The organism is Xanthomonas hydrangeae, assembly GCF_032697525.1.
Lineage (GTDB): Bacteria > Pseudomonadota > Gammaproteobacteria > Xanthomonadales > Xanthomonadaceae > Xanthomonas > Xanthomonas hydrangeae.
Genome location: NZ_CP103836.1, coordinates 5203099 through 5229621, shown reverse-complemented (window position 1 = coordinate 5229621; position 26523 = coordinate 5203099). Strand labels below are relative to the sequence as shown.

Annotated in this window: 22 protein-coding genes; 17 read left to right on the top strand and 5 right to left on the bottom strand. The window is 59.8% G+C overall.

Annotated features, from left to right (window positions below; translation table 11 throughout):
- The first annotated feature begins 43 nt into the window (after positions 1-43).
- The 5 genes from infB (at position 44) to pnp (ending at position 7020) form a co-directional block, all read left to right on the top strand.
- Positions 44-2755, top strand: a complete 2712-nt coding sequence (gene infB / locus NYR97_RS22085) for a translation initiation factor IF-2 (protein ID WP_316695813.1) — start codon at positions 44-46, stop codon at positions 2753-2755.
- Between the two features lie 164 nt (positions 2756-2919).
- The gene (gene rbfA / locus NYR97_RS22080) at positions 2920-3312 is read left to right on the top strand and encodes a 30S ribosome-binding factor RbfA (RefSeq protein WP_006450550.1); all 393 of its coding nucleotides are present in this window, start codon (positions 2920-2922) and stop codon (positions 3310-3312) included.
- A gap of 81 nt (positions 3313-3393) precedes the next feature.
- Positions 3394-4320: a tRNA pseudouridine(55) synthase TruB gene (truB, locus tag NYR97_RS22075; protein WP_205394374.1), complete on the top strand. Its 927-nt coding sequence runs from the start codon at positions 3394-3396 to the stop codon at positions 4318-4320.
- Positions 4321-4476: 156 nt separating this feature from the next.
- The gene (gene rpsO / locus NYR97_RS22070) at positions 4477-4737 is read left to right on the top strand and encodes a 30S ribosomal protein S15 (RefSeq protein ID WP_006450548.1); all 261 of its coding nucleotides are present in this window, start codon (positions 4477-4479) and stop codon (positions 4735-4737) included.
- A gap of 168 nt (positions 4738-4905) precedes the next feature.
- A complete protein-coding gene (pnp, locus tag NYR97_RS22065; protein WP_316695812.1) occupies positions 4906-7020 on the top strand; it encodes a polyribonucleotide nucleotidyltransferase in 2115 nt (704 codons plus the stop codon).
- A 214-nt stretch (positions 7021-7234) separates the two neighbouring features.
- Here the strand turns inward: pnp and NYR97_RS22060 are convergent, their stop codons facing one another.
- The 3 genes from NYR97_RS22060 to NYR97_RS22050 all read right to left on the bottom strand — a co-directional run bounded on the left by NYR97_RS22060 (position 7235) and on the right by NYR97_RS22050 (position 9501).
- Positions 7235-8287: a DUF2272 domain-containing protein gene (locus tag NYR97_RS22060; protein ID WP_205394376.1), complete on the bottom strand. Its 1053-nt coding sequence runs from the start codon at positions 8285-8287 to the stop codon at positions 7235-7237.
- Between the two features lie 63 nt (positions 8288-8350).
- A complete protein-coding gene (gene nadC / locus NYR97_RS22055) occupies positions 8351-9235 on the bottom strand; it encodes a carboxylating nicotinate-nucleotide diphosphorylase (protein WP_316695809.1) in 885 nt (294 codons plus the stop codon).
- The gene (locus tag NYR97_RS22050) at positions 9232-9501 is read right to left on the bottom strand and encodes a Trm112 family protein (protein WP_023904445.1); all 270 of its coding nucleotides are present in this window, start codon (positions 9499-9501) and stop codon (positions 9232-9234) included. Before NYR97_RS22050 ends, nadC begins: the two co-directional genes overlap by 4 nt.
- A 58-nt stretch (positions 9502-9559) precedes the next feature.
- Here NYR97_RS22050 and purE point away from each other — a divergent pair, with 58 nt between their 5' ends.
- Together purE and NYR97_RS22040 are read left to right on the top strand one after the other, a co-directional pair.
- Positions 9560-10063: a 5-(carboxyamino)imidazole ribonucleotide mutase gene (gene purE / locus NYR97_RS22045; RefSeq protein ID WP_006450542.1), complete on the top strand. Its 504-nt coding sequence runs from the start codon at positions 9560-9562 to the stop codon at positions 10061-10063.
- Positions 10060-11205, top strand: a complete 1146-nt coding sequence (locus tag NYR97_RS22040; protein WP_316695808.1) for a 5-(carboxyamino)imidazole ribonucleotide synthase — start codon at positions 10060-10062, stop codon at positions 11203-11205. Before purE ends, NYR97_RS22040 begins: the two co-directional genes overlap by 4 nt.
- 164 nt (positions 11206-11369) lie before the next feature.
- Here the strand turns inward: NYR97_RS22040 and NYR97_RS22035 are convergent, their stop codons facing one another.
- Entirely contained in the window at positions 11370-11948 is a 579-nt protein-coding gene (locus NYR97_RS22035) for a superoxide dismutase (protein ID WP_316695807.1), read from the bottom strand.
- Positions 11949-12069: 121 nt separating this feature from the next.
- Between NYR97_RS22035 and grxD the strand changes: the two genes are divergently transcribed.
- The 5 genes from grxD to ppnN all read left to right on the top strand — a co-directional run bounded on the left by grxD (position 12070) and on the right by ppnN (position 18985).
- Entirely contained in the window at positions 12070-12390 is a 321-nt protein-coding gene (grxD, locus tag NYR97_RS22030; protein WP_006450539.1) for a Grx4 family monothiol glutaredoxin, read from the top strand.
- Positions 12387-13130: an SDR family NAD(P)-dependent oxidoreductase gene (locus NYR97_RS22025; protein ID WP_316695801.1), complete on the top strand. Its 744-nt coding sequence runs from the start codon at positions 12387-12389 to the stop codon at positions 13128-13130. The genes grxD and NYR97_RS22025 overlap by 4 nt, the downstream gene beginning before the upstream one ends.
- Positions 13127-13726: a YhgN family NAAT transporter gene (locus tag NYR97_RS22020; protein WP_006450537.1), complete on the top strand. Its 600-nt coding sequence runs from the start codon at positions 13127-13129 to the stop codon at positions 13724-13726. The genes NYR97_RS22025 and NYR97_RS22020 overlap by 4 nt, the downstream gene beginning before the upstream one ends.
- 560 nt (positions 13727-14286) lie before the next feature.
- Positions 14287-17493 (top strand): TonB-dependent receptor, encoded by a 3207-nt coding sequence (locus tag NYR97_RS22015; protein WP_316695797.1) that lies wholly within the window; start codon positions 14287-14289, stop codon positions 17491-17493.
- Positions 17494-17599: 106 nt separating this feature from the next.
- On the top strand, positions 17600-18985 hold the full coding sequence (ppnN, locus tag NYR97_RS22010) for a nucleotide 5'-monophosphate nucleosidase PpnN (protein ID WP_316695795.1): 1386 nt from the start codon (positions 17600-17602) through the stop codon (positions 18983-18985).
- A 12-nt stretch (positions 18986-18997) separates the two neighbouring features.
- On the opposite strand, the gene NYR97_RS22005 is transcribed toward ppnN, so the two are convergent.
- Entirely contained in the window at positions 18998-19684 is a 687-nt protein-coding gene (locus NYR97_RS22005; RefSeq protein WP_316695794.1) for a sensor histidine kinase, read from the bottom strand.
- Between the two features lie 512 nt (positions 19685-20196).
- Between NYR97_RS22005 and NYR97_RS22000 the strand changes: the two genes are divergently transcribed.
- Genes NYR97_RS22000 through NYR97_RS21980 form a run of 5 tightly spaced genes read left to right on the top strand, consistent with a single transcriptional unit; the run spans position 20197 to position 26522 of the window.
- The gene (locus NYR97_RS22000; RefSeq protein WP_316695792.1) at positions 20197-20787 is read left to right on the top strand and encodes a GspH/FimT family pseudopilin; all 591 of its coding nucleotides are present in this window, start codon (positions 20197-20199) and stop codon (positions 20785-20787) included.
- A 7-nt stretch (positions 20788-20794) separates the two neighbouring features.
- Positions 20795-21232, top strand: coding sequence for a type IV pilus modification protein PilV (gene pilV, locus NYR97_RS21995; protein ID WP_316695791.1), 438 nt, complete (start codon positions 20795-20797; stop codon positions 21230-21232).
- 17 nt (positions 21233-21249) lie between these two features.
- Positions 21250-22245, top strand: a complete 996-nt coding sequence (locus NYR97_RS21990; RefSeq protein ID WP_316695790.1) for a PilW family protein — start codon at positions 21250-21252, stop codon at positions 22243-22245.
- Positions 22242-22754, top strand: coding sequence for a pilus assembly PilX family protein (locus NYR97_RS21985; protein ID WP_316695789.1), 513 nt, complete (start codon positions 22242-22244; stop codon positions 22752-22754). The genes NYR97_RS21990 and NYR97_RS21985 overlap by 4 nt, the downstream gene beginning before the upstream one ends.
- 9 nt (positions 22755-22763) lie before the next feature.
- The gene (locus tag NYR97_RS21980) at positions 22764-26522 is read left to right on the top strand and encodes a pilus assembly protein (RefSeq protein WP_316695787.1); all 3759 of its coding nucleotides are present in this window, start codon (positions 22764-22766) and stop codon (positions 26520-26522) included.
- Position 26523 lies beyond the last annotated feature (1 nt).

The window sequence follows — 26523 nt, the reverse complement described above, 5'->3', positions numbered from 1 at the left end:
CTTGCTCTGGGCGAGGGGGCGCCAACCAGATCATAGGATCCGAATGTCGCAGCAAACCACCATCCGCAAGCTTGCCGAACTGGTCAATACGCCGGTCGATAAACTGCTGGTTCAACTAGCCGAGGCCGGAATGAAGTTCAGCGGCCCCGACCAGGTCGTGACCAGCACCGAGAAGATGAAACTGCTCGGCTTCCTGCGTCGCACGCATGGCAAGGCCGAGACGCCTGCCGAAGCGGCAACCGAAGCAGCCAAGAAGATCACGCTCAATCGGCGCAAGCTGCAGGAAGTCACGGTCAGCGCCGGCCGCACCAAGACCACCGTCAACGTGGAAGTGCGGCAGAAGCGCACCTACGTGAAGTCCGAAAATGAAGGCAGCGGCCGTGCCACGCCGATGACGCCGGACGAAGAGCGCGCCGACATCCTGGCCAAGCTCGCCGCATCGCGTCAGCGCAACCTCGACGAGCAGCAGGCGCTGGCCGAAAGCGACCGTGTGCGCGACGAAGCGATTCAGCGCAAGCGCGATGAAGAGCAGGCCGCGAAGGACCGTATCGAAGCCGAGCGCAAGGCTGCCGAGGAAGCCGCTGCGGCTGCCAGTGCGCCGGCGCCGGTTGCCACCGCGCCGACGCCGTCTTCCGCTCCTGCAGCGCGTGCGCCGTCGTCGCCGTCTTCTGCACCGCGTCCGGCCCGTCCGGCTGGCGCATCGCCCGCCTCGCGTCCGGCCACGCCGGCACGTCCGGACGATCGCAATAATGCGGCCAAGCACAAGACGCGCGGTTCGCACGTCATGGTGGCCGGCGTCGAAGACGACGATGCGACCAAGCGCTTTGCCGGGCAGTTGCATCTGTCCGCTGCCGATCGCGCGCGTCGTTCCAATGTGCGTAGCAAGCCGACCGGTCGTCCGGGTTCGTCTTCTTCGCGTCGTGGCAACGACAACGGCCGTAGTGGCAACCAGGGCAATAGCGGTCCGCACGGGTTCGAGCGTCCGACCGCACCGGTGGTGCGTGAAGTGGCGATCGGCGAAACGATCACTGTGGCCGATCTGGCGCAGAAGCTCGCGCTCAAGGGCGGCGATGTGGTCAAGGCGCTGTTCAAGATGGGCGTCATGGCGACCATCACCCAGAGCATCGACCATGACACCGCGTCGCTGGTGACCGAAGAACTCGGCCACAAGGCCGTGCGTGCCGACAATGCCGACTTCGAGGATGCGCTGCTGGCGCATGCCGAAGGTGCCGAAGGCGATGCCGTGCAGCGTCCGCCGGTGGTGACCATCATGGGTCACGTCGATCACGGCAAGACCTCGCTGCTGGATTACATCCGTCGCACCAAGATCGCCTCGGGCGAAGCCGGTGGCATCACCCAGCACATTGGTGCGTATCACGTCGAAACAGGTCGTGGCGTCATCAGCTTCCTGGATACGCCTGGCCATGCCGCGTTTACCTCGATGCGTGCACGTGGTGCCAAGATCACCGATATCGTGGTGCTGGTCGTGGCTGCCGATGACGGCGTGATGCCGCAGACCAAGGAAGCGGTGGCGCACGCCAGGGCTGCGGGCGTTCCGTTGATCGTGGCGGTGAACAAGATCGACAAGGCCGGCGCGGATCCGTTGCGGGTCAAGAACGAATTGCTGGCCGAAAACGTGGTGGCCGAAGACTTCGGCGGCGACACCCAGTTCATCGAAGTGTCGGCCAAGCTCGGTACCGGCGTGGACACGCTGCTGGACGCGATCTCGCTGCAGGCCGAAGTGCTGGAACTGAAGGCGCTGTCGGAAGGCCGCGCCAGCGGTACCGTCATCGAGTCGTCGCTGGACAAGGGCCGCGGCCCGGTCGCCACGGTGCTGGTGCAGCAGGGCGCGCTGAAGAAGGGCGATTACCTGGTCTGCGGTATCCAGTACGGCCGCGTGCGTGCGTTGTTCGACGAGACCGGTCATCAGCCGACCTCGGCGGGTCCGTCGATCCCGGTACAGGTGCTCGGCCTGTCCGGCGTGCCGGAAGCCGGCGACGACTTCGTGGTCGTTGACGACGAGCGTCTGGCCAAGGACGTGGCGCAGCAGCGCGAAACCAAGCGTCGCGAGTCGCGTCTGGTGGCTTCGGCAACCAACCGCATGGAAGACATCCTGGCGCAGATGGGCAAGGGCGAGGGTCAGCAGGTATTGAACCTGGTGATCAAGGCCGATGTACAGGGTTCTGTGGAAGCGCTCAAGCAGTCGCTGGTGGCGTTGTCCAACGACGACATCCGCATCAACGTGATCCACTCCGGCGTGGGTGGCATCACCGAGTCCGATGCCAATTCGGCCGCCGCTTCCAAGGCGACGATGATCGGCTTCAACGTTCGTGCGGATGCATCGGCACGCAAGATCGTCGAATCCAATGGCGTGGATCTGCGTTACTTCTCGATCATCTATGACGTGATCGATCAGGTGAAGCAGGTCGCCTCCGGTCTGCTCGGCGTGGAAATCCGCGAAGAGATCATCGGTATCGCGCAGGTCCGCGACGTGTTCCGCAGCTCCAAGTTCGGCGCGGTTGCAGGCTGCATGATCATCGAAGGCGTGGTGAAGCGCAGCAAGCCGATCCGCGTGCTCCGCGACAGCGTCGTGGTGTTCGAGGGCGAGCTGGAATCGCTGCGTCGCTTCAAGGAAAACGTCGAGGAAGTGCGCAACGGTACCGAGTGCGGTATCGGCGTGAAGGCCTACAACGATGTCAAGGCCGGCGATCAGATCGAGTGCTTCGAGCGTATCGAAGTCGCGCGTACGCTGTAACGGCTGCGGCTGCCGGGGCCTGCGGGCCCCGGCGTCGGCAAGCTGCAGTCGGTAACGCCCGATTTTTGGACAGCACGTTTTGCAAGGCGAGGGCGGCATGGCCGCCCACGTTCGTTTTTGGCTTCGGTGCCATCTGGCCCTCCGAATCAACCAGGTCCACGACCATGCCAACCAAATCATTCCATCGCACCGACCGCGTGTCGGCACAGGTGCGTCGCGACCTCGGCACGATCGTGCACGCGGCCGTGCGCGATCACGGCCTGCCGTCGGTCAGCGTGTCCGATGTCGAAGTCACCCGCGATCTTGCGCATGCCAAGGTGTTCGTCACCGCGCTGCAGCAGGAGCGCTCGGTCGAAGCGGTCAAGGGGCTCAAGGAAATCGCCGGTCAGCTGCGCACGCAGTTGGCGCGCGCGATGAAGCTGCGCCACGTGCCCGAGCTGCACTTTCATTACGACGATTCGGTCGATCGCGGCGAGCGCATCGACAACCTGCTGCGTGACCTGGACGATATCGGCCCCGAGGCCGCCTCCAGCGACGAAGACGCCGAGCAGCGCTGAGCGCTGCTGGGCCGGCCGCCTCTTTCTACGCGGCCCTGATTTCAACGGACGCGCATGGCGCCCGATTCGAGCACTGATCTTTTGAAACCCCGCATCGTCTATCGCCCGTTGCACGGCATCTTGTTGCTCGACAAGCCGGCTGGAGTCAGCTCCAACACCGCATTGCAGTCCGCACGCCGTTTGCTGCGTGCCGAAAAGGGCGGCCACACCGGCAGCCTGGATCCGCTGGCCACCGGCTTGTTGCCGTTGTGTCTGGGCGAGGCCACCAAGATCGCCGGCGTGTTGCTTGGTTCGGCCAAGGCCTACGACGCCGAGGTCGTGCTGGGTATCACCACCGATACCGACGATGCCGATGGCGAACCGCTGCGCGAGCGTGCGGTGCCCGAGTTGAGCGAAGACGCTCTGCGTGCGGCGCTGGCGCCATTCATCGGCCGTATCGCCCAACAGGCACCGATCTACTCGGCACTCAAGCAGGGCGGCGAGCCGCTGTATGCCAAGGCACGCCGCGGCGAGATCATCGAGGCGCCGGTGCGCGAAGTCGATGTGCATGCGATCGAACTGATCGGATATGCCGCGCCACGCCTGCAACTGCGCGTGACCTGCGGCTCGGGCACCTACATCCGCAGCCTGGCGCGCGATCTGGGCGAGGTGCTTGGCTGCGGCGCGCATATCGCCTCGTTGCGTCGGCTCTGGGTCGAGCCGTTCCGCACCCCGCAGATGATCACGTTGGAAGCGCTGTCTGCGGCGCTGGATGCCGGTGCCGATGCACAGGAATTGTTGCTGCCGATCCGGGCCGGATTGGCCGATTTTGCGCGGATCACTCTGGACCAGGCACACACGGCCCGTTTCCGCATGGGTCAGCGCTTGCGCGATGCCGCATTTCCGGATGGGCAGGTGGCCGTGTTCGGACCGGACGGAATCCCCTTGGGCCTAGGCTTGGTGGACCTGGACGGGCGGTTGTCGCCCCAGCGATTGTTCAATGGACTGAACGAAGCCCAGGCTTGTTAAGTTTTAGTCAACTTGTCCCCGGGCTCGCACGACGTTACAATTTCGCGGCCCCGTTCGGGGCACCTCCAGCGCCAAGCGCGCTCATCCCAAGCAAACGGCGAGTCCGGCGGTGCGTCATGCACGTTCCTGTCGACCACGCATCTATCGAGAAAACACATGTCCGTCGACACCCAGAAAGTCATTGAAGACAACAAGCGCAGCGCCCAGGACACCGGCTCCCCGGAAGTGCAGGTCGCTCTGCTGACCGCCCGCATCGAGCTGCTGAGCGGTCACTTCAAGACCCACAAGAAAGATCACCACAGCCGTCGTGGTCTGCTGCAGATGGTCAACCGTCGCCGCAGCCTGCTCGACTACCTGAAGAAGAAGGATAGCGAGCGTTACAAGTCGCTGATCGAAAAGCTCGGCCTGCGCCGCTAATCGAGTCCTACCACCGCGGTGCAGCGATGCGCCGCGGTTTTGTTTTGGTCGTTCGCATTCCGTTATTTGCACGATGTAATTCATGGGCCGGAGCCTCCCGGCCGCCCGTTCTCGGCATGGGTCGACGACGGTCCAACGAAGACAGCAACACCTAAGGAAAAAACCTCCGTGGCAAAAATCACCAAAACCTTCCAGTACGGCAAGCACACCGTCACCCTGGAGACGGGCGAAGTCGCTCGCCAGGCAAGCGGCGCCGTCATCGTCAAGTTCGACGACACCGTACTGCTGGTCACCGCCGTCGCCGCAAAGACCGCGCGCGAAGGGCAGGACTTCTTCCCCCTGACGGTTGATTACCAGGAGAAGTTCTATGCCGGCGGCCGCATCCCGGGCGGCTTCTTCAAGCGCGAAGGACGTGCGACCGAGAAGGAAACGCTGATCTCGCGCCTGATTGACCGTCCGATCCGTCCGCTGTTCCCGGAGGACTACAAGAACGAAGTACAGATCATCGCCACGGTGATGTCGATGAACCCGGACATCGACGGCGATATCGCCGCGTTGATCGGCGCATCGGCCGCACTGTCGCTGGCCGGTACCCCCTTCAACGGCCCGATCGGCGCCGCCAAGGTGGGCTACAAGAACGGTGAGTACATCCTCAACCCGACCATCTCCGAGCTGAAGGATTCGCAGCTGGAGCTGGTGGTTGCCGGTACCGCCAATGCGGTGCTGATGGTGGAGTCGGAAGCGGCGCTGCTGTCCGAAGAAGTGATGCTGGGCGCGGTCACCTTCGGCCATCGCGAACTGCAGAAGGTCATCAACGTCATCAACGAGCTGACCGTCGAAGCCGGCACCAAGCCCAGCACCTGGGTTGCGCCTGCCAAGAACACCGCGTTGATCAATGCACTGAAGGAAGCGGTCGGCGCGCAGCTGTCCGGTGCCTTCCAGGTGCGCGACAAGCTGCAGCGTCGCGACGCGATCTCCGCGATCAAGAAGGACGTGCTCGAGTCGCTGTCCGGCCGTGTTGCTTCGGAAGGTTGGAGCAACGCCGAGCTGTCGAAGGAATTCGGCGAGCTGGAATACCACACCATGCGCGACTCGGTCCTGGAGACCAAGGTGCGTATCGACGGCCGTGCACTGGATACCGTGCGTCCGATCTCGGTGCAGGCCGGCATCCTGCCGCGTACCCATGGCTCGGCGCTGTTCACCCGCGGCGAGACCCAGGCGATCGTGGTCACCACGCTGGGCACCGCCCGCGACGGCCAGGTGATCGACGCGGTCAGCGGCGAGTACAAGGAAAACTTCCTGTTCCATTACAACTTCCCTCCGTACTCGGTGGGCGAGTGTGGTCGTTTCGGTGCGCCGAAGCGTCGCGAAATCGGTCACGGCCGTCTGGCCAAGCGCGGCGTGCTCGCGGTGATGCCGAGCCTGGAAGAATTCCCGTACACCATCCGCGTCGTCTCGGAAATCACCGAGTCCAACGGCTCTTCGTCGATGGCTTCGGTGTGCGGCAGCTCGCTGGCGCTGATGGACGCCGGCGTGCCGGTCAAGGCACCGGTGGCGGGCATCGCCATGGGCCTGGTGAAGGAAGACGACCGCTTCGTGGTGCTGTCCGACATCCTGGGTGACGAAGATCACCTGGGCGACATGGACTTCAAGGTGGCCGGTACCGCAGAAGGCGTGTCCGCGCTGCAGATGGACATCAAGATCGAAGGCATCACCGAAGAGATCATGAAGCAGGCATTGCAGCAGGCCAAGGCTGGCCGTCTGTACATCCTGGGCGAGATGTCCAAGGCGCTGACCACCCCGCGTCTGGAACTGAGCGACTACGCGCCGCGTCTGCTGACCATCAAGATCCACCCGGACAAGATCCGCGAAGTGATCGGCAAGGGTGGCTCGACCATCCAGGCGATCACCAAGGAAACCGGTACGCAGATCGACATCCAGGACGATGGCACGATCATCATCGCCTCGGTCAATGCGATTGCCGCGCAAGCTGCGAAGTCGCGCATCGAGCAGATCACCTCGGACGTGGAGCCGGGCCGCATCTACGAAGGCAAGGTCGCCAAGATCATGGACTTCGGTGCGTTCGTCACCATCCTGCCGGGCAAGGACGGCCTGGTGCACGTCTCGCAGATTTCCAGCGAGCGCGTGGAGAAGGTCGGCGACAAGCTGAAGGAAGGCGATCTGGTCCGCGTCAAGGTGCTGGAAGTGGACAAGCAGGGCCGCATCCGTCTGTCGATCAAGGCAGTGGAAGAAGGCGAGGGCTTGCCGGCTTCGGCCGAGTAATCGCTGCTGTGTGATGCGTCACGAAAAAGCGGGCCTCGGCCCGCTTTTTTGTTGTCTGCGATAGCAACACGTTCCTTCTCCCTCCGGGAGAAGGTGCCCCGCAGGGGCGGATGAGGGTACGTGCGAAGCCTCGTGCAGTTGGAACGAAGCGAGGGCTTCGCCACGTACCCTCACCCCAACCCCTCTCCCGGCGGGAGAGGGGCTCTAATCCTTTTCACTGAGGTTGCTGCGTCGGTACTGGCTGCGTTTCCGGGCGTGGCGGCACAACACGCGGAAAACCCGGCGGCATCGGTTGATCTGCGGGCAAAACGGAAGGCGCAGGCAATGGCTCACTCGGTGGCGGCGCGGTCATTACCGCATCAGGACGCAGCTTCAACAAGGCAGCCCAGTCGCGTCGATTGAAATCGCACAGTTCTTCGTGCGCTGGCGTGCATTCGCTGGCGATGCCCAGGCTGTCTTCGTTCTGGTCCTGAGCAGTGTCCGACTGCGGCGTCGGCAACACCACGCGGCCAGCGCGATCCAGCGGCATCTTGCGCATCATCACCGTGTTGAACACATTACCGCCGATCAGATACAGCGTGCGGTCGCCTCCGACGTTGGCCGCCACCACGACATCGCAATGCGATTGCCACGGCATCGGCGCACTACCGCCCAGCGCGGCCTTGAGTCCGGCATAGCCGAGCGACACGCTGCGCCCGCGCAGCAGGCACAGCATGTCGCCGGGCGCGGGTTTTTCCACTGCAGGATCGGTGAACTGGTACGGCCCGCTGGCGCCGTCGTTATAGGCGCTGCGGATGTAATCCAGATGGCGCGCGGAGCGATGGAAGCCGCTCAAGCCGGCTTGCGTCATCACCCAGGAGATGAAAGCCGCCGACCAGGGATTGTCGACCACAAACGCGCGGCACTCGCTGGCGGTATAGCGCGTGCCATCCAGCGCTGCGCAATTGGATGCGCCGGGGCGACCGCCCATCGATGCCAGCGTGCCGCTGTCGCGCCAGTAGCCTGCGACGCGTTGCCATGCCACCACGCCATGGTCGGCGAGATAGCCCGATTCGGCTTCGGTCACGCCAAGACTGGCCAGGCGACCTTTGGTATCGATGAAGGGGTGTTGCCACAAGCGGTGTTCGTTGCAGGCGCTGCGCACGATGGCGATCGCTGCAGGGCTGGTGCCGAACCGTGGGGGCATGTCGCACACTTCCGCAGCCGCCGCGCTGCCGCCCCATCCTGCCAGCAACACGCAGATCCACGGCCAAGGTTTTACAGTCATCGCAGATCCAGTACTGAACAAGCGCATCAGGCTGACAGAGCTGCCTGCGGGCACACGTGAAATCTAGTGTGGCGGCGGGCCGAGTTTGAGCGACAGATCCACCGCCTGCACGTGCTTGGTGAGGCCGCCGATGGAAATGCAGTCCACGCCATCGTTGGCAATCGCGGCAATGCCGGCCAGATCCACGCTGCCGGACACTTCGAGCGGAATGCGCTGTTCGTGCGGCAAGGCGGCAACAATGCGCACCGCTTCGCGGCGCATTGCCGGGTCGAAGTCGTCGATCAGGATGCGCGTGCAGCTCACCTGCAATGCTTCGCGGAGTTGCTCCAGCGTTTCCACTTCGACCACCAGCGGCAACTGCGGTTGCTGCGCACGTGCCGCGTGCACGGCGGCGCTCAACGAGCCGGCGGCGCGGATATGGTTTTCCTTGAGCATCACCGTATCGAACAAGCCGATGCGGTGATTGTCGCCACCGCCGCAGCGCACCGCGTATTTCTGCGCGGCGCGCAGCCCCGGTAGCGTTTTGCGGGTGTCCAGGATGCGCGTGCCGGTGCCGGCTACCGCAGCGACATACGCAGCAGTGGTGGTCGCGGTAGCAGAGAGCGTCTGCATGAAATTGAGCGAGGTGCGCTCGGCGCTGACCAGGCTGCGGCTGCGGCCATGCAGGATGGCCAGCACCGTGCCGGCAGCAACCTGCTGGCCTTCATGCACCTGCCAGTCGATGCGTACCTGCGAATCGAGCGCGCGATGCGTGGCGTCGAACCAGGGGCGGCCGGCGATCACCGCATCCTGCTTGCACAGCAGGTAAGCGCTGTCGGCCTGATCCGGCAGCAGTGCGGCGGTCACATCGCCAGTGCCGATGTCCTCGGCCAGCGCGCGTGCCACATCGGCATCCACCAGCGCGGCTGGCGGCGCCTCCGGCGAGGTCGTGTGCGCGGAAGAACTCACTTTTCGGGGAAGTCGGCGATCTGCGCAGTGCCGATGGCTTCCTCGGCCAGCAGCACGGGAATGCCGTCGTCGACGCGGAAGATCTGCTTGCGGTCGCGGGTGATCAGCGCCTCGCGCAGCGGCTGTGCCTGCACGGTGCCGTCGGCACGCTGCAGGTTTCCGCCGGCGATGGCGGTGTTGAGTGCCTCCAGGCCCTTGCCGTCGAGCAGCGAAAGCGGTTGGCGGGTGTCGGGCGAGCACAGCAGGTCGAGCAGTTTGCGATCCATCGAAGTCTTGTCTTGCGTGGAGATTGGCTAGAATACGTCTTTACCGCAGGGCAGGGCCATGACCTCCAACCACTCCGCGCCGCTGGTCGGCATCGTGATGGGCTCCCGTTCGGATTGGGAGACCATGCAACACGCAGCTCAAAAGCTCGATGCGTTGGGCGTGCCTTACGAAGTCAAGGTGGTCTCGGCGCATCGCACCCCCGATGTGTTGTTCACCTATGCCGAGCAGGCGGGCGAACGCGGCCTGCGCGCGATCATCGCTGGTGCCGGTGGCGCGGCGCACTTGCCGGGCATGTTGGCGGCCAAGACGGCGGTGCCGGTGCTGGGTGTGCCGGTGCAGTCCAAGGCGCTCAACGGCATGGATTCGTTGCTGTCGATCGTGCAGATGCCTGCGGGAATCCCGGTCGCCACGTTTGCCATCGGCAATGCCGGTGCAGCCAATGCCGCATTGTTCGCAGCGGCGATGCTGGCGCCCGAGCAGGCGCAGATCGGTCTGGCGTTGGCGCAGTTCCGTGCCAAGCAGACCGACGATGTGATGGCCAGCGACGACCCGCGCCAATGACCACGGTCGGCATCCTGGGTGGCGGCCAACTGGCACGCATGTTGGTGTTGGCCGGCGCGCCGTTGGGGCTGCGCTTTGCGGTGTTCGATCCGGCAGCAGATGCCTGTGCAGGGCAGGTGGCACCGCTGCAGGTCGGCGCATTCGACGAGACCGCTGCGCTTGCCGCATTCGCAGCGCAAGTGGACGTGATCACCTTCGATTTCGAAAACGTGCCGGCCGCCAGCGCACAACAGCTGGCCGCGCAGGTGCCGGTGTTTCCCAGTGCTGCCGCATTGGCGGTGGCGCAGGACCGGCTCAGCGAGAAAACCTTGTTCCGCGAGCTTGGCATTCCGGTGCCCGAGTTTGCCGCGATCGACGATCGTGCGGGACTCGATGCGGCATTGCTGCGCATCGGTACGCCCTGTGTGCTGAAGACGCGCCGCTTCGGCTACGACGGCAAGGGCCAGTTCCGCATCAGGACGCTGGCCGATGCCGATGCCGCATGGGACACGCTCGGCGCGCAGGCAGCGAACGTCGGGCTGATCGTGGAAGCCTTCGTGCCGTTCCAGCGCGAGGTCAGCGTGGTGGCGGTACGCGGCCGCGATGGCGAGTTCCGCGCCTGGCCGCTGACCGAAAACTGGCATGTGGACGGCGTGCTGTCGGCCAGTCTTGCGCCGGCAACGGTGGATACCTGGTTGCAGGCTGCCGCAGAAGCGCATGCGCGCGCGGTTGCAGAGCGCCTGGACTATGTGGGCGTGTTCGCATTGGAATTATTCGTGCGCGATGGCGCGCTGCTCGCCAACGAGATGGCGCCGCGCGTGCACAACTCCGGCCATTGGACCATCGAAGGCGCAGAGACCTCGCAGTTCGAAAATCATGTGCGTGCCGTGCTTGGTTTGCCGCTGGGCAGCACCGCGATGCGCGGGCATGCCTGCATGCTCAACTGGCTGGGTACGATGCCGGACGCTGCTGCGTTTCTGGCAGTGCCCGGTGGGCACTGGCACGACTACGGCAAGCAATCGCGTGCAGGCCGCAAAGTCGGCCATGCGACGCTACGCGCCGATACGCCGCCGCTGCTTGCGCGCGCACTGGTGGATGCGGGTAGTGCCTTGCAGCGTGAGACGCAGGTTGGGCCGGTGGTTGCACGCTTGAGCGAGGCGTGATCTTCAAAGCGTATGAGCGGTGACGCAGTGATGTGGAGGCAAAACGCGTGACTCGTCCTTAAGCCTTGTCGCGCAGATCGATAGCCGCCACGCGCGGCTCTGCAGCAGTCGATCGATCTATTCACCGCGACGACAACTACTTACCGCTGAGCCCAACTGCATGACTAGCCCAACCGGCTAGCCACGAACTCCCAGTTGAGCAGCTTCCAGAACGCGTCCAGGTGGTGCGCGCGATCCTGCTGATAGTCCAGGTAGTACGCGTGTTCCCACAGGTCGCAGACGAGCAGTGGCGTGTCCGGCCCGGTCAGCGGCGTGGACGCATTCGGCGTGGCAACGACCGCCAAGGTGCTGTCCGGGCGCTGCACCAGCCACACCCAGCCCGAGCCGAACGTACCCAGCGCAACACGGTTGAATTCCTGCCTGAAGTGCGCGAAGTCGCCGAACGATGTGGCGATGCTGTCGGCCAGCCGGCCGAGTGGTTCGCCGCCGCCGCGTGGGCGCAGGCATTGCCAATAGAAATTGTGGTTCCAGACCTGCGCGGCCAGATGAAACAGCGTGCCTTGCGCCTGCGCGATGATCTCTTCCAGCGTCAGCTCGGCGAACTCGCTGCCTTCGATGCGCGCATTGAGCCGTTCGACCTCGCTGCGATGACAGACGCCGTGGTGCGCCTCCAATGTTGCGGATGAGAGATGCGGCTCCAGAGCGGCGCGGGAGTAGGGCAGTGCAGCGTGTTCGATCGGCATGATGGCAAGGGCAGCGAAGGGAGTGCGGCGACAGGTCGCGCTGAAGGCTTACAATGCGCGCCTTTGCGGAAGTCTATCCGACCCGGCGGTCGGGCCTGCCGCTCCCAGTCAGGAGAGTCCAATGCCGGTGATGGAACGGATCCAGGCCGAAGTCGAACAACACCCGATCGTGTTGTTCATGAAAGGCACCCCGCAGTTCCCGATGTGCGGGTTTTCCAGCCGTGCGGTGCAGGCGTTGGTCGCTGCCGGCGCCGATCAATTGCGCACCGTCAACGTGCTGGAAGAACCCGAAGTACGCGCGAATCTGCCGCGCTATTCCAACTGGCCGACCTTCCCGCAGTTATTCATTCATGGCGAGCTGATCGGCGGCTGCGACATCACGCTGGAGCTGTTCGAAGCCGGCGAGCTCAAGCGCATCGTCAGTGAGGCTTACCAGCCGTGAGTGCGTTGCAGGCCCAGCCAGATACGGCTGCATTGGCGGGCCGCGTAGTGCTGATCACCGGTGCTGCCGGTGGCCTGGGCGCTGCCGCTGCACAGGCATGCGCGTCTGCCGGCGCTACCGTCGTGCTGCTCGGTCGCAAGCTGCGTCCGCTGGAGCGCATTTACGATACGGTCGCCAAGCTGGGGCCGGAGCCGTTGCTGTATCCGCTGGATCTGGCTGGCGCCGCGCCGGACGACTATGCCGCGCTTGCGCAGCGGTTGCAGGCTGAGCTCGGTGGTCTGCACGGCCTGCTGCACTGCGCCGCCGACTTCGCCGGCTTGACGCCAGCCGAGCTCGCGGCGCCTGCGGACTTCGCACGCACCCTGCATATCAACCTCACCGCACGCGCCTGGTTGACCCAGGCCTGCCTGCCGCTGTTGCGGCAGCAAGGCGATGCGGCGGTGGTCTTCGTCGTCGATGACCCTGCACGCGTTGGCCAGGCCTATTGGGGCGCCTACGGCGCCGCCCAGCATGCGCAGCGTGGCCTGCTTGCCAGCCTGCATCACGAAACTGCCGCCGGCCAGGTGCGTATCAGCGGCCTGCAGCCCGGGCCGATGCGCACTGCCTTGCGCGCACGTGCTTTCACCCATCAGGAAGATAGCGAGGCGGTCGACCCCGTGCGCTATGCGTCTGCCTGCGTCACCTTGCTATCTATGGCGGGTGCTGCGCACCGTGGTGCGATCTGGAGTCCTTCCGTATGACCATCCTGTCGGCAGCCTTGCTGCTGTTCCTGATTCTCGACCCGCTGGGCAATATCCCGGTGTTTCTCAGCGTGCTCAAGCCGCTGCCGCCGAAGCGCCAGCGTTTCGTGCTCGCGCGCGAATTGCTGATCGCCTTGTTCGTGCTGATGGCATTTCTGTGGGGCGGCAAATACGCGCTGGAACTGATGCATCTGCGGCAGGAATCGGTGGCGATTGCCGGCGGCATCGTGCTGTTTCTGATCGGCATCCGCATGATCTTTCCGCGCCCGGAAGGCCTGATGGGCGAGATCCCCGATGGCGAGCCCTTCATCGTGCCGCTGGCCATCCCGCTGGTGGCCGGCCCGTCGGGCATGGCTGCGGTGATGCTGATGGGCAGCAACGAACCGACCCGGCTATGGGATTGGAGCTTGGCGCTGATGATCGCCTGGATCGGTGCATCCACCATCCTGGCCTCGGCCCCGCTGTTGTACAAACTGCTTGGTCACCGTGCACTGACCGCGATCGAGCGGTTGATGGGGATGTTGCTGGTGGCCATTTCAGTGCAGATGTTTCTGGATGGCTTGGGCACTTACTTCAAGTTGCCGGTGTCGATCTAGGGCGAGTTGGGGCAGGGCACTAGGCGTGCGTGGATGAAGTTGGTGCGGCCGGCGGTTGACTGCAGCTCAAGCGCAAGATTGATCCGGTGTACTGACTGTCTCCCACTCCGCGAGTTGCGAACAGCTTGATCTGGGATGTTGCTCATTCGGCCCGGCCCGGCTCTGCTGCAGGCTTAGCGATGAGCGGTCTGAGCCGTGGCACGACTACGCATCAACCTGGTAGGCGGCTTCACATCGCATCCGATGCGTAAAGCAGTGCTCATCCGACATCGCAAGCATCGAATCACGTGCGCGCTTCATTCGAGACCCACGTCTCGCTCCCCCTGAGACTTTGCACGGTGTGGCGTTTGCGCCTTCACATGCGAAGTTCATGTTGCACTGCGCGAAGTTTGTCACGCCGCCGTCACAATCAGGCCTTAGCGTGTTAATCTGTTGTTAACCGTTGCGGCAGCAACCAGCCGCGCGGCGAGGGACCCCAGATCATCGGCAGCCCACCCCCGGGAACGGTTGGGCTGACTGCGCCTTTTTGTCACTGCCCAACCTGTATCGAGGCTACCGAAATGACTCACCCCCGTTGTCTTCGCATGTCCAAGCTGACGCTTGGCCTTGTTGCCGCACTTGCCGCTGCCCCCGTATTTGCCCAGAGCACCTCCGCCGGCGTCGCCGGTGTGGTCACCAGCAGCGCTGGTCAACCAGTGCCAAATGCCGAAGTGACGATCACCCACATCGAGTCAGGCACCGTCAGCCGCGCCACCACCGATGCCAGCGGACGCTACAACGCGCGCGGCCTGCGTGTGGGTGGGCCGTACACCATCACCATCACCAAATCGGGTGAAGGTACCAAGACCGAAGAAGGCGTGTATCTGAACCTCAACCAGGTCAACAGCGTCGACGCTTCGCTGGGCGGTGATGTGACCACGCTGGGTGCGGTGCAGGCCATCGGTGGCGATTACGGCTCGGCGCTGTTCAGTGCCAACAAGATGGGCACCGGCACCAACGTGACCCGCGAGCAGATCGAATCCTTGCCCTCGATCAACCGCAACCTGCAGGACTACGTACGTCTGGATCCGCGCGTGGCGCAGACCGACAAGGCGCGTAATGAAATTTCCGTGGGCGGCCAGAATCCGCGCTTCAATCTGATCCGCGTCGACGGTATCAGCACCAACGACGCGTTCGGCCTGGAATCCAACGGCTTGCCGACTCCCCGCCAGCCGTTCTCGATGGATGTCATCGACGAAATCTCGGTCGACGTGGCCAACTACGACGTCACCATCACCGGCGCCACTGGCGGCGTGATCAATGCGGTCACCAAGTCCGGTACCAATGAATTCCACGGATCGGTGTACGGCACCTACCGTGAGAACGATTGGTCGGGCAAGAACCAGAACGATATCCGCCCGCAGCTGTTCGATAACGAAACCACCTATGGCCTGACCCTGGGCGGACCGGTCATCAAGGACAAGCTGTTCTTCTTTGCCAACTACGAAAAGTACAAGGGCAAGGGTGTGTTCACGGGAGCCTCCGGCTACGGTCCGACTGGCTCGGGTGCGAGCAATATCGTTCCGATCTCGCAGGCGCAGGTCGATGAGATCATCGATATCTCGCGCAATGTCTATGGTTTCGATCCGGGAACTCTCGCTTTGCCGGCCCTGGATTCGGATTCCGAAGAGAAGGGCTTCAAGCTCGACTGGAATATTTCCGACAAGCATCGCGCATCCTTCCGTTACGGCGAGAGCGAGCAGAGCACTGCCAACCTCAATGGTTTTGGCAATCAGGCGCTTTCGCTGAATTCGTATCACTACGTCCGCGACTTCAGCCTCAAGACCTACACGGCCCAGTTGTTCAGCGATTGGACCGATACCTTCTCGACTGAAGCCAAGGTGTCTTACCGCGACTACTCGGCCGTGCGTACCGCTGCATCGCAGTTGCCTGCTGTTGCAGTGCGCATCGGTAACAATACCGTCAACCTGGGTACCGAGCAGAGCACCCAGGCCAACGAGCTGCGTACCGAAACCTGGAATGCGTTCTTCGCGGGTACGCTGTTCCTGAACGATCACACCGTCAAGTTCGGCTTCGACTACGAAGACAACGATCTGTTCAACCTGTTTGGACAGCGCGTCTTCGGTTCCTACACATTCAATTCGATTTCGGATTACCGCAACAATATTGCCCAGAACTATCGTTACTCGCGTTCCAACAGCGGCAACATCGAAGATATCGCTGCCGACTGGGGCATGCGGAATGTGGGCGTATTTGTGCAGGATACCTGGGCGGTCAATAACAATTTGACGCTGACCTTCGGTCTGCGTTACGACGAGCCGATGGTGAAAAACAGCCCTGCCTATAACGCGACGGCATCGTCCGTGTTTGGCTTCCGCAACGATCAAACCATTGACGGGAATGGCCTGTTCGAGCCGCGTTTTGGTTTCAACTATACGTTTGATAGTGATCGCCCGACACAGCTGCGTGGCGGCGTCGGCCTGTTCCAGGGCGCCGCAGCAACCGTGTGGCTTTCGAACCCGTACTCCAACACCGGTTTGGCGTACACCGACTACAACTTCTCTAGCCCGGCGCTAGTGCGTGATAACGGTATCCGTTTCACTCCGGATATCAACAATCAGCCGACGGGCACGACGGTTGCGGGTAGCACGCAGTCGGTCGATTTCGTTGATGGAAAGTTGGGCCAGCCTTCGGTGTGGAAAGCAAACCTCGCGTTCGATACCGAACTGCCGTGGTACGGCATCGTTGCATCTGCCGAAGCTGTAGTTACCCAGGTCAACGAGGCTATCTACTACCAGCAGCTGAACTTGGGTGCGGCGAGTGCAATCGGACAGGATGGCCGCAACATCTACTGGAATGCGAATGGTCTCCGTCCTAGCAGCTGGGACAGGAATGGCCTGCAGCCGAGTGGTGTTTCGGTGGATGCACGTGGTAATCGTGACCGCCGGTACAACGATGCGCTGATTGCTCGTCCAACCGACAAGGGTGGCAGCGAGAGCTTCACCGTTGGTCTGAACAAGCCGTTCAACGGCGGCGACTGGTCTTGGGGCCTTTACTACACTTACACCGATGCCGATGAAGTCAGCGGTCTGACCAGTTCGACCTCGGGCTCGCAGCTTGGCAACAACGCGGTCTTCCAGGCCAATGAAAACGTTGCATCGACTGCAGCCTACGAGGTCAAGAACAGCATCCTCGGTACGTTGAACTGGAAGCATGCGTTCTTTGGCGATTACGAGACCAAATTGGGCCTGATCTACCAAGGCCGCAATGGCCGTCCTTACAGTTACACGTTCGATAACGACGCCAATGGCGATGGTCGCCTGAATGACCTGCTGTACATTCCGGCCGGTCGCGGCGATGTGCTGTTCGGTAGCGCGGCAGAAGAGCAGGCATTCTGGAGCTACATCGAAGGGAACGAGTATCTGGCTGCCCGCCGCGGTCAGGTCGCGGAGCGTAACGGCGCACGCAACTCCTGGATCAACCAGTTTGATCTGCACATCGAGCAGGAGATTCCTGGCTTCTTCAAAGACAACAAGGCATCTGTGTGGCTCGACGTCATGAACGTCGGGAACCTGCTCAACAAGAAGTGGGGCCGCGTCGAAGAGTATGGCTTCCCCGGCATGCGCGGTGTCGCGGAGTATGGTGGTATCGATGCAGCCAGCGGCAAGTACGTGTATCGCTTCAATACGCCTGATCAGTCCACCGTGTATGACGATCGCGGCATCTCCCGTTGGGCACTGCAGCTGGGCTTCCGCTACCAGTTCTGATCTGGTCTAGCGTGTCGAATGTTGCAAAAACGGCCGGGTTTTCCCGGCCGTTTTCTTTTGGGCGGGTGAGTACGCTAAAGTTCCTTAGATACGACAGGAGCAAGCTATGGAACTCAGCAGTACGGCAGCACGGGCGCTGCCGGTGGTGGATGCGCGGATCTATCCGCGTGGCGGTCTGGATGTGTTGTCCAAGGCGGAAGTGGCGCGCTTGCGCGATGCCTCCAGTGGCGGCATGCACGAGCTGTTGCGCCGCTGTGCGCTGGCTGTGCTCACTAGCGGCAGCGCCTCGGACGACCCGCGTGCCGCGCGTGATCTGTATCCGGATTTCGATATCCAGGTGAACCAGCAGGATCGCGGCATCCGCATCGATCTGAGCAATGCGCCGGCGATGGCGTTCGTCGATGGCGAGATCATCCGGGGTGTGGCTGAGCTGCTGTTCGCCGTCGTGCGTGATCTGGCCTATATGGCGATCGAGCTCGAAGCGCAGCGCGCCGATCTCGATACCAGCGAAGGCATCACCAATGCGGTGTTTGGCCAGCTGCGCAACGCACGCATCCTGCAGCCGTCCGACCCCAATCTGGTCGTGTGCTGGGGTGGCCATTCCATCTCGCGCGACGAATATCTCTATACCAAGCAGGTGGGCTATGAGCTCGGCTTGCGCGGCCTGGACATCTGTACCGGCTGTGGCCCGGGCGCGATGAAGGGGCCGATGAAGGGCGCCACCATCGCCCACGCCAAGCAGCGCAAGCACCACACCCGCTACATCGGCGTGACCGAGCCAGGCATCATTGCCGCCGAATCGCCGAATCCGATCGTCAACCACCTGGTGATCATGCCGGACATCGAGAAGCGCCTGGAGGCCTTCGTCCGCATCGGACACGGCATCCTGGTGTTCCCGGGCGGCGTCGGCACGGCTGAGGAAATCCTCTACCTGCTCGGCATCCTGCTGCGCGAGGAGAACGCGGACCTGCCGTTCCCGCTGATCCTGACCGGCCCGACTATCGCCGCGCCGTATTTCGAGCAGATCGACCGCTTCATCCGGCTCACTCTGGGCGAATCTGTCGCTTCCCGCTACGAGATCATCGTCGGCGACCCGGTTGCAGTTGCACGTCGCATGGCCGAAGGCATCCAAGAGGTGCGTGCGCACCGCAAGGACCAGAAGGACTCGTACTACTTCAATTGGTCGGTGCACATTCCGCTCGAGTACCAGCAGCCGTTCGAGCCCAGCCACGAGGCCATGGCCGCCCTGGACCTTCACCACGGCCGTCCCGCACCCGCATTGGCCGCCGACCTGCGCCGCGCCTTCTCCGGTATCGTCGCTGGCAACGTCAAGGAAGACGGCATGCGCCGCATCGAAGAGTTCGGCCCCTTCGAGATCCACGGAGACCCGGACATCATGCAAGCCCTGGATGAGCTCCTGCGCGGATTTGTCGAGCAGCGCAGGATGAAGATTTCGGGGGATTACCGGCCTTGTTATCGGGTGGTGACCTAATTTGCCTAAAACTTAAGGCTGATTAATGATAGGCAACTCAAGCGTGCTGATGAATGCTTCATCTGTACGCTGGGTTGTCAGGCGTGCATAACCGCCCTCTGGATTCTCTAACCTGGCTTGCACTGCGCGCAGGCCAAGTTGATGGCCTCGATTTGTATTTTCTTGAGTGGGTGGAAGTGGATTAACGATTTCGACTCGCGCCCAACTGTGGTCAATAAAAAATCTGACTGATATGCAGCCGCCATCGATGCGCGGCTCAATACCGTGGCGAACCGCATTTTCCGCCAAGGGTTGAATGGAAAGGGGCGGAATCTGGATGTTTGGTAGCGAAGAGGGGACTTGCCAGTCGATGGTGAGTCGTCGTCCCAAGCGCATTTCCTCAATCTCCAGATAACGTCGCGTCAATGCTAATTCTTCGTGCAGACTGATTTGATCCGAGCTGCCTAGCGCTGCACGAAATAAGTCTGCCAAGTCCAGCAGCAATCGCTCGGCTTTTTCGGGATGCCCATGGATAAGGGCGGCCCCTGTATTCAGAGTGTTGAAAAGAAAATGCGGTCGAATTCGTGCACGCAACGCATCCAATTGAGCCTGCTGGGCCTGTATTGCCAATTGCCTTGCCCTCCAGTGATTGTGGAATGCGAGCAAGCTCAGGATTCCAACTGTCAGCGCAATTCCTGTGGTGCGAAGGAAAGTCAGCATCCATTCGCCTGAGGTAACATTCCAGGCTTCATGCAGTGCTACCCAAGTCGCGACACATACCGCCCAAGTACACGCCAACATGAGTCCCAGGGACAACGTAGCGATGTGCAGTGGCTTCAGCCCCGTCAAGCGATGACGTAGTAGATAAAGACATGTCAGTGTCAATAGCGCTATCCATTGGACCGCTAGAGAAGCAAGGCCAAAGTAAACCCAGCGATTTCCGTCCAGAGTGGGGGCAAGAGCCAGCACTGCTGCGACCCCCTCGCCAGCCAACAGGGTCCAGATGATGACCGGTGCCTGCCATAAGATGTCCAGAGGTTGTATTTGGGAAGACGGACTAGGCATGCGCTTGGAGACTCTCTAAGGCGTAGGAGTGCGAACATGATGCACCGGTTCATCGAGCGACGGTCGTTGTCCATTCATTACTCCATCCACGCCGCTCATCGGCCATCCGTTGCGTCTGCTGACGACGACCACTAGCGTTACGTTGGGGAATGAAATGAGGAAACACCATGCAGGCGTTGCGACGCAACCTGCGGGATGACGTGCGGTTGGGTCAGCATCTAGGGTTCAGTCTGGTCGAATTGATGGTGACCGTGGCTGTGCTTGCGATCGTGGCGGCAATTGCTATCCCAAGTTTTACAGGGCTGATCAATAGTAATCGGCTTACCGCATCTGCAAACGAAGTGTTGGCCTCATTGCAGATGGCGCGGTCTGAGGCCGTGCGACGTAATCAGACGGTGCTTGTGTGCCCGAGCAGCAATGCGTCCAGTTGTACCAGCGGCTCTTGGAACCAATGGATCATCATGGTCAAAGCCACCAATGAGGTGCTGCGAGTCGGCACAGCGAAGGTGCCACTACTGATTCAGGCGAGTCCTGCAATTGTCAGTAACGGCAACGCAGTCGAATTTAGAGCTGATGGTTTGGCGCGTGATGCAACAGGTGCGTTGCTCGCTGCAGCCGTCAGTTCTTGCCTCACGACAAGCACTCCGCCTCAAAATGTCCGCGTTGTCGTGATCGTTAGCGGAAGCCGTGCTGCTGTGCGTAATGGTGCAAGCGATATCACCTGCGCATCTCCGGTCAATGCACCTACTACACTGTGAGGCGGGCATGAAGAAGTTTATTAAGCGCGATTCGATGGCAGGCGTTGGTCTAGTTGAGGTCCTGATCTCGGTACTGGTGCTAGGGGTCGGTATGCTGGGTATTGCCGCAATGCAAGCTACGGCTCTCCGGAACAGTCAGAGCTCGCTGGAACGCAGTCAAGCCGTGATACAGGCTTACACCATTTTTGATGCAATGCGCGCAAACCTCGCGGTCGCCACGTCTGGGGGTTATAACCAAACCTCTTGCACCGCTCCGACCGGTTCCAATCTAGTCTCCAACGATATCAGCAATTGGTTGCAAGGCTTGAAAAGCTCAATCAATTCTACTGCTTGCGGCACTATTAGCTGCAGCGATACGGCATGCGAAGCAGTAGTCAAGTGGGATGACAGTCGCGCAAAAAACGGTAGTTCTGTTCAACAATTTTCGATCAAGACACGCCTATGAACAGGTCGAGAAAGTATATGCGTGCCATTAGGTCAAATATGCGTGGTGTAACGCTTATCGAGCTGATGATTGCTCTTTTATTAGGGTTGCTGGTAGTAGGGGCAGCCATTGGTATCTTCCTTTCCAATCGTCGTACTTACAGTGCCACAGAGGGATTGGGGCGCGTTCAGGAAAATGTGCGGACAGCTTTCGAGTTGATGGCACGCGATGTCCGTGAAGCATCCGGGAATCCCTGTGTAAATACAGTGCCAGTCGCCAATGTGGTAAACAATAAAGCCGCGAATTGGTACACGAACATCGATACGTGGAATTCCGGGATAACTGGTGTGGAAGGGGCTTTTGCTTCTGGTTCTCCAGCAAACGGCACAGCAACTGGTACCCGCATAGCAGGGACCGACGCATTACAAATTCTGGGGTCAGGCTATGAAGTCGCAACAATTGCTTCGGACAATACCGCCTCTGCCACACTCACTCTTAACACCACGGCTGCGGCTGCGGGCATCTCCACAGGCGACGTCGTAGTGGCTTGTAATGCGCGACAGTCGGCCATCTTTCAGGTCAGCGCAGTCAGCGGTTCTAATATTGTCCATGCGGTCAGTGGGGTTTCTCCGGGAAATTGTTCAACCGGCTTGGCGATGCCGGTTTGCGGTGGCTCGCAGTTCGCGTTTGTTGCAGCTGGCTCTGTCATCGCCAACCTGCATGCTTCCCGATGGTTCATTGGCACCAATGCGCGCGGAACCAGGTCTTTATATCAATCACAAATGGTTTATTCCGGCAGTGCTTTGGCACAGCGTAACGACGAAGTGTTGGAAGGCGTCAATAACATGCAGTTGCAATATCTTGTAAAAGGGCAGGCAGCGTATGTAGATGCCAGTGCGGTAACAGATTGGTCATCTGTTACCGCTGTTAGCATTCGTTTGGAAATGTTGGATCCAACTCGCGCCGGCCCTGGCGGTGAGACCATTACTCGCACTCTTAGTCATGTGATCGCACTTCGGAATCGTAATGCATGAACACTCCCCATTATCGATCTCAGGCCGGTGTGTCACTCATTGTCGTGCTTTTGCTTTTGTTAATCATGACTTTGCTGGGTTTGGCAGTCCTGCGCAGTACGCTGCTTGAAGAGCGAATGGCGTCGAATCTCGTCGATCGCGGTAGAAGTTTTCAAGCGGCAGAAGGTGCGATGCGAGAGGCAGAGGGACGTATCAAAGCCGCAACAACGATCAGTGTTCCAAGTAGTGGATGCGTAGATGGGATCTGCGCTACCCCATTGGCTACCGATACGGATCGTTGGCTCGCCACCAGCCGTTCCGGTTGGCGTACTGCAACCTTGACGGTAGATTTAACGACTGCGCCTCAATACATCATTGAATACATGGGCGATGCTCCTACATGGCCTGCATGTGATCGTATTTCACCGATACCGGCATTGTGCTTGTCACCCAGGTATCGCATTACCGCTGTCAGTGAGGGGGCCGGGCGTTCCCAGGTACTCCTGCAGACAAACTATATCAAGCAGTAGGGGCCCGACATGACCATCTCTAAAAGTCCATTCCGCCGGAGGTTGGATGGCTTGCGTAAGGCGCTCATGGTGCCTGTGTTATCCATGCTTGCTACCCTGCTGTCGCTTCCTGCCAATGCCGGCATCACGCTGCCCACTGATCCGTTGACAACGGCAAGCCGTGTACCACCGAATATCATGTTTATTCTGGATGACTCGGGCTCGATGGCGTTTGAAGATCTTGCGAACCCTCAGATCTCTCAGATTTGTCGCCGTGATTCAAATGGTGCGGCCTGTCTTACAAATAATAGACAGGTTGTTTTTGACATTACCGATTCCACTTACGTCGGCAATACAATTTATTATAATCCATCTATTAACTATCAGCCCTGGATTACTTCTACAGGTGCGCTGATGGCCGGCGGCACCTCATACAGTGCGGCATACGGCGATTTTAATAGGGCTGGTGGGACAACCATAGATCTTGCTAATAGTGCCAGTTGCTCAAATTTTGATAGAAATGGTAACGCTGATGGTACTGGAGCTAATCAAAGGGTTTGTGGCGGGGTGCAGACATTTTTTGTTCCGAAAGATCTGAATAATAGCGGGATAAATTATTTGGCAAATGCAAATAATTATTACCGATATCAGATCAGTGATGCAAATACTGTTACGCGGAGTGAATTTGGTGCCGTTACTACAACATCTTCTTCCGTCGCCGGATATCCTGTTTATAATGCAGTGACTACAAATGAAGTTGATTCGTATACCATATCCGTCCCTGCAAATGGGGTGCTTTCTGCGACACTAAATGCTACTGGGACGCGCCAAGCAATACTAAGAGTTCGTAATGCTGTTAGCACCTCCAATGATTGCAATCAGGCCGTCCCGGCCAATAGCTCTTTTACGTGTTCTGTAACTCCTGCGTCAGATAGTACCTATGTGGTTCAAGTTTTGCGGGGGAATGGCACTGGCTCCGCAACTTATTCGTTAGCAGCAACCATTACTCAGAATAATCGTTGCTCTTCTGGTTCGACTGATAGCAACGATTGGGTTAATTGTTCCTCGGCAACACCAACGGGCAAGAATTCGTCTTCAGAAGCTACTAATTATGCAACATGGTTCTCTTATCATCGCACCCGTATCAAGGCAGCCAAGGCTGGCGCTGGCCAAGCGTTCAGTGATCTTGGAGGCAATGTGCGGGTTGGTTTCAGGACCATTTGGTCGCGGAATAATCTCGATATTCCAGTCAATGACGGTAATCAGGGCCTTTTCATGGATAAGGCTGCGTCAGGCGGGGCTGCAGCAATTGCTGCGCGAACAAATTGGTATAACCGTTTGTATAATGCTAGCGGCTACAATGGCACTCCTTTGTTGAATGCTCTAGACGGAGTTGGGCAGTACTTTCAAGGTTCTAGTTCAACCGGACCTTATGGCCCGGAAGCAGGCGTAGATCAGTACGCTTGCCGCCAAAATTTCGCAATTATGACCACCGACGGTTACTGGAACGGCGCCACTGCTGTCAATCCGGGCAACCAGGATGGAACTAACGGAACTACGTACAGCGGCCCTGGAGGCGTGCCGGCTCCCTATGGATACACAGCAAGTACGCCGTATTCGGATTCTTATTCGAATACGTTGGCCGACGTCGCAATGTCGTACTGGAAGAGCGATTTACGATCGGATCTGGATAATATTGTGCCTACCAGCAATGCCGATCCGGCATTTTGGCAGCATATGGTCACTTTCGGGATTGCAATTGGCGCGCGGGGTGTTCTTGATCCTGCAACCGACTTGGCTCGTTTGGTGGCTGGTACTATCGGCTGGCCTGACCCACAGCCAACGTATACCGGTGGCAATGATATCCTGGCGCGCATCGATGACTTGTGGCATGCGGCAGTTAATGGGCGCGGAACCTTTCTGACTGCTGCGGATCCGAACGCATTCAAGCTTGGGCTGACCGCCGCTCTCTCGACAATCACTCAGCGTACAGGCTCTTTTTCCAATGTTTCAGCAACGTCAACCAGTTTGGACGGGGGGACGCTTGTTTTCACTGCCAGCTATCTTTCGGGCGTCTGGACAGGCGAGCTGAATGCTTATCCGGTTGTGAACTCTGCGGTTTCTGGTACCCCTACGTGGAGTGCTTCTCAAGGTATTCCCACCAGTAATCGAAAGATCTTCACTTGGAATGGTGTTGCGGGTTCCACATTCCCGACAGCAACGCAGACTACGTCTCTTGCGCGTGCATCCGCGCCAGCTGTGGCAGGTGATGATAATGCTTTGTACATCGCGGGGAACCGCAGTAAAGAACTGGTGAATGGCGGAACTCTGCGCAATCGGACCTCCCTCCTGGGTGATATCGTTAGTTCTTCGCCTGCATACTCGTCCGACACTGGAACAGTTTATGTGGGCGCCAATGACGGGATGTTGCATGCTTTTAATGCGACCAATGGTGTTGAACAATTTGCATACATTCCTTCTTCAATTAATTTCGCCGATCTAGGTAGTTTAAGTGCGCCTACGTACAGTCATCGCTACTTCGTCGATGGGCCAGTCATTCTTTCGACAAGAGCTCAGACACCTGATAGAACTATCCTAGTAGGAAGTCTAGGTAAAGGCGGGAAGGGTGTCTACGCGCTGGATGTGACGACGCCAAGTAGTTTTTCTGCAAGTAACGTAAAGTGGGAGCGTTACGGTGCAAGTGGTGATGCGGAAGCTGCGAATATCGGATTTATTCAATCTCGTCCTTTCGTCGCCAGGCTCAATGACGGTACTACTGCGCTAGTAGTTGCGAATGGTATCAATAGCACTAACGATCAGGCCGTACTGCTGGTTTACAATCTGGAAACAGGTGCGCTTCTTAAGCAGATTAATACTAATGTAGGATCTTCTAGTGCACCGAATGGCCTGTCAGGTGCAACAGGATGGGATGCAGACGCCAATGGGACGGTTGATTATGTGTATGCCGGTGATGTAAGAGGGAATGTTTGGAAGTTCGATATTTCCGGTGTAACTTCCGGCAGTTGGCGTGTTGCAAACACAGGTAGCCCAATTTTCACGGCTTCTTATCCTGTTGGCACTGGCAGTACTTTGCAGCCAATCACTGCGGACATGACAGTGGCATTGAATCCAAGCACTTACGAGACATGGCTTTTCTTTGGTACCGGCCGTTTCATGACGACCGGTGACCTCACCGACAAGAGTGGACAATCTTTGTATGGGATCGTTGACACAGCAACTTCTGCCAGCAATACAACGCTTGCTCGAACAGCTTTGACTACCCGCTCAATCACGGTGACCGGCACTCAAAATGGATTTCCAGTACGAGCATTTCAGCCCAATTCGATCTTGCCAGCTGGCTCTAGAGGTTGGTATATCGATTTACTGAAGCCGGCGGCTGTCACTGGAGGTGCTGGTACCTTGGAGGGTGAGCGGATTGTGAGTGAAGCGCAGTTGTTCAATAGAACGCTTTTGGTTAGCAGCATTATCCCGACAGCTAGTGCATGCCAGGCGGACGGTACAGGCTACATCAATGCACTGGATGCCTTTACTGGCACGAGCGGTACAGAGTCTTTCTTTGATCTCGACGGTGATGGTAGTTTTAGTGACGAGACTGTAGGTGGATTGCCAGTGGGTTCGGTCAATTTAGGGGTGGGCATGCCGACACTTGGGAATGTTCTGCGGGGGAAAATTGTCGTTGGTGGTTCCAAGGGAAGCTTGGGTGGCGTCAATATTGCGGATAATCGCAATACAGGGCGTGTATCCTGGCGCGAAATTATTAGGGACTAAA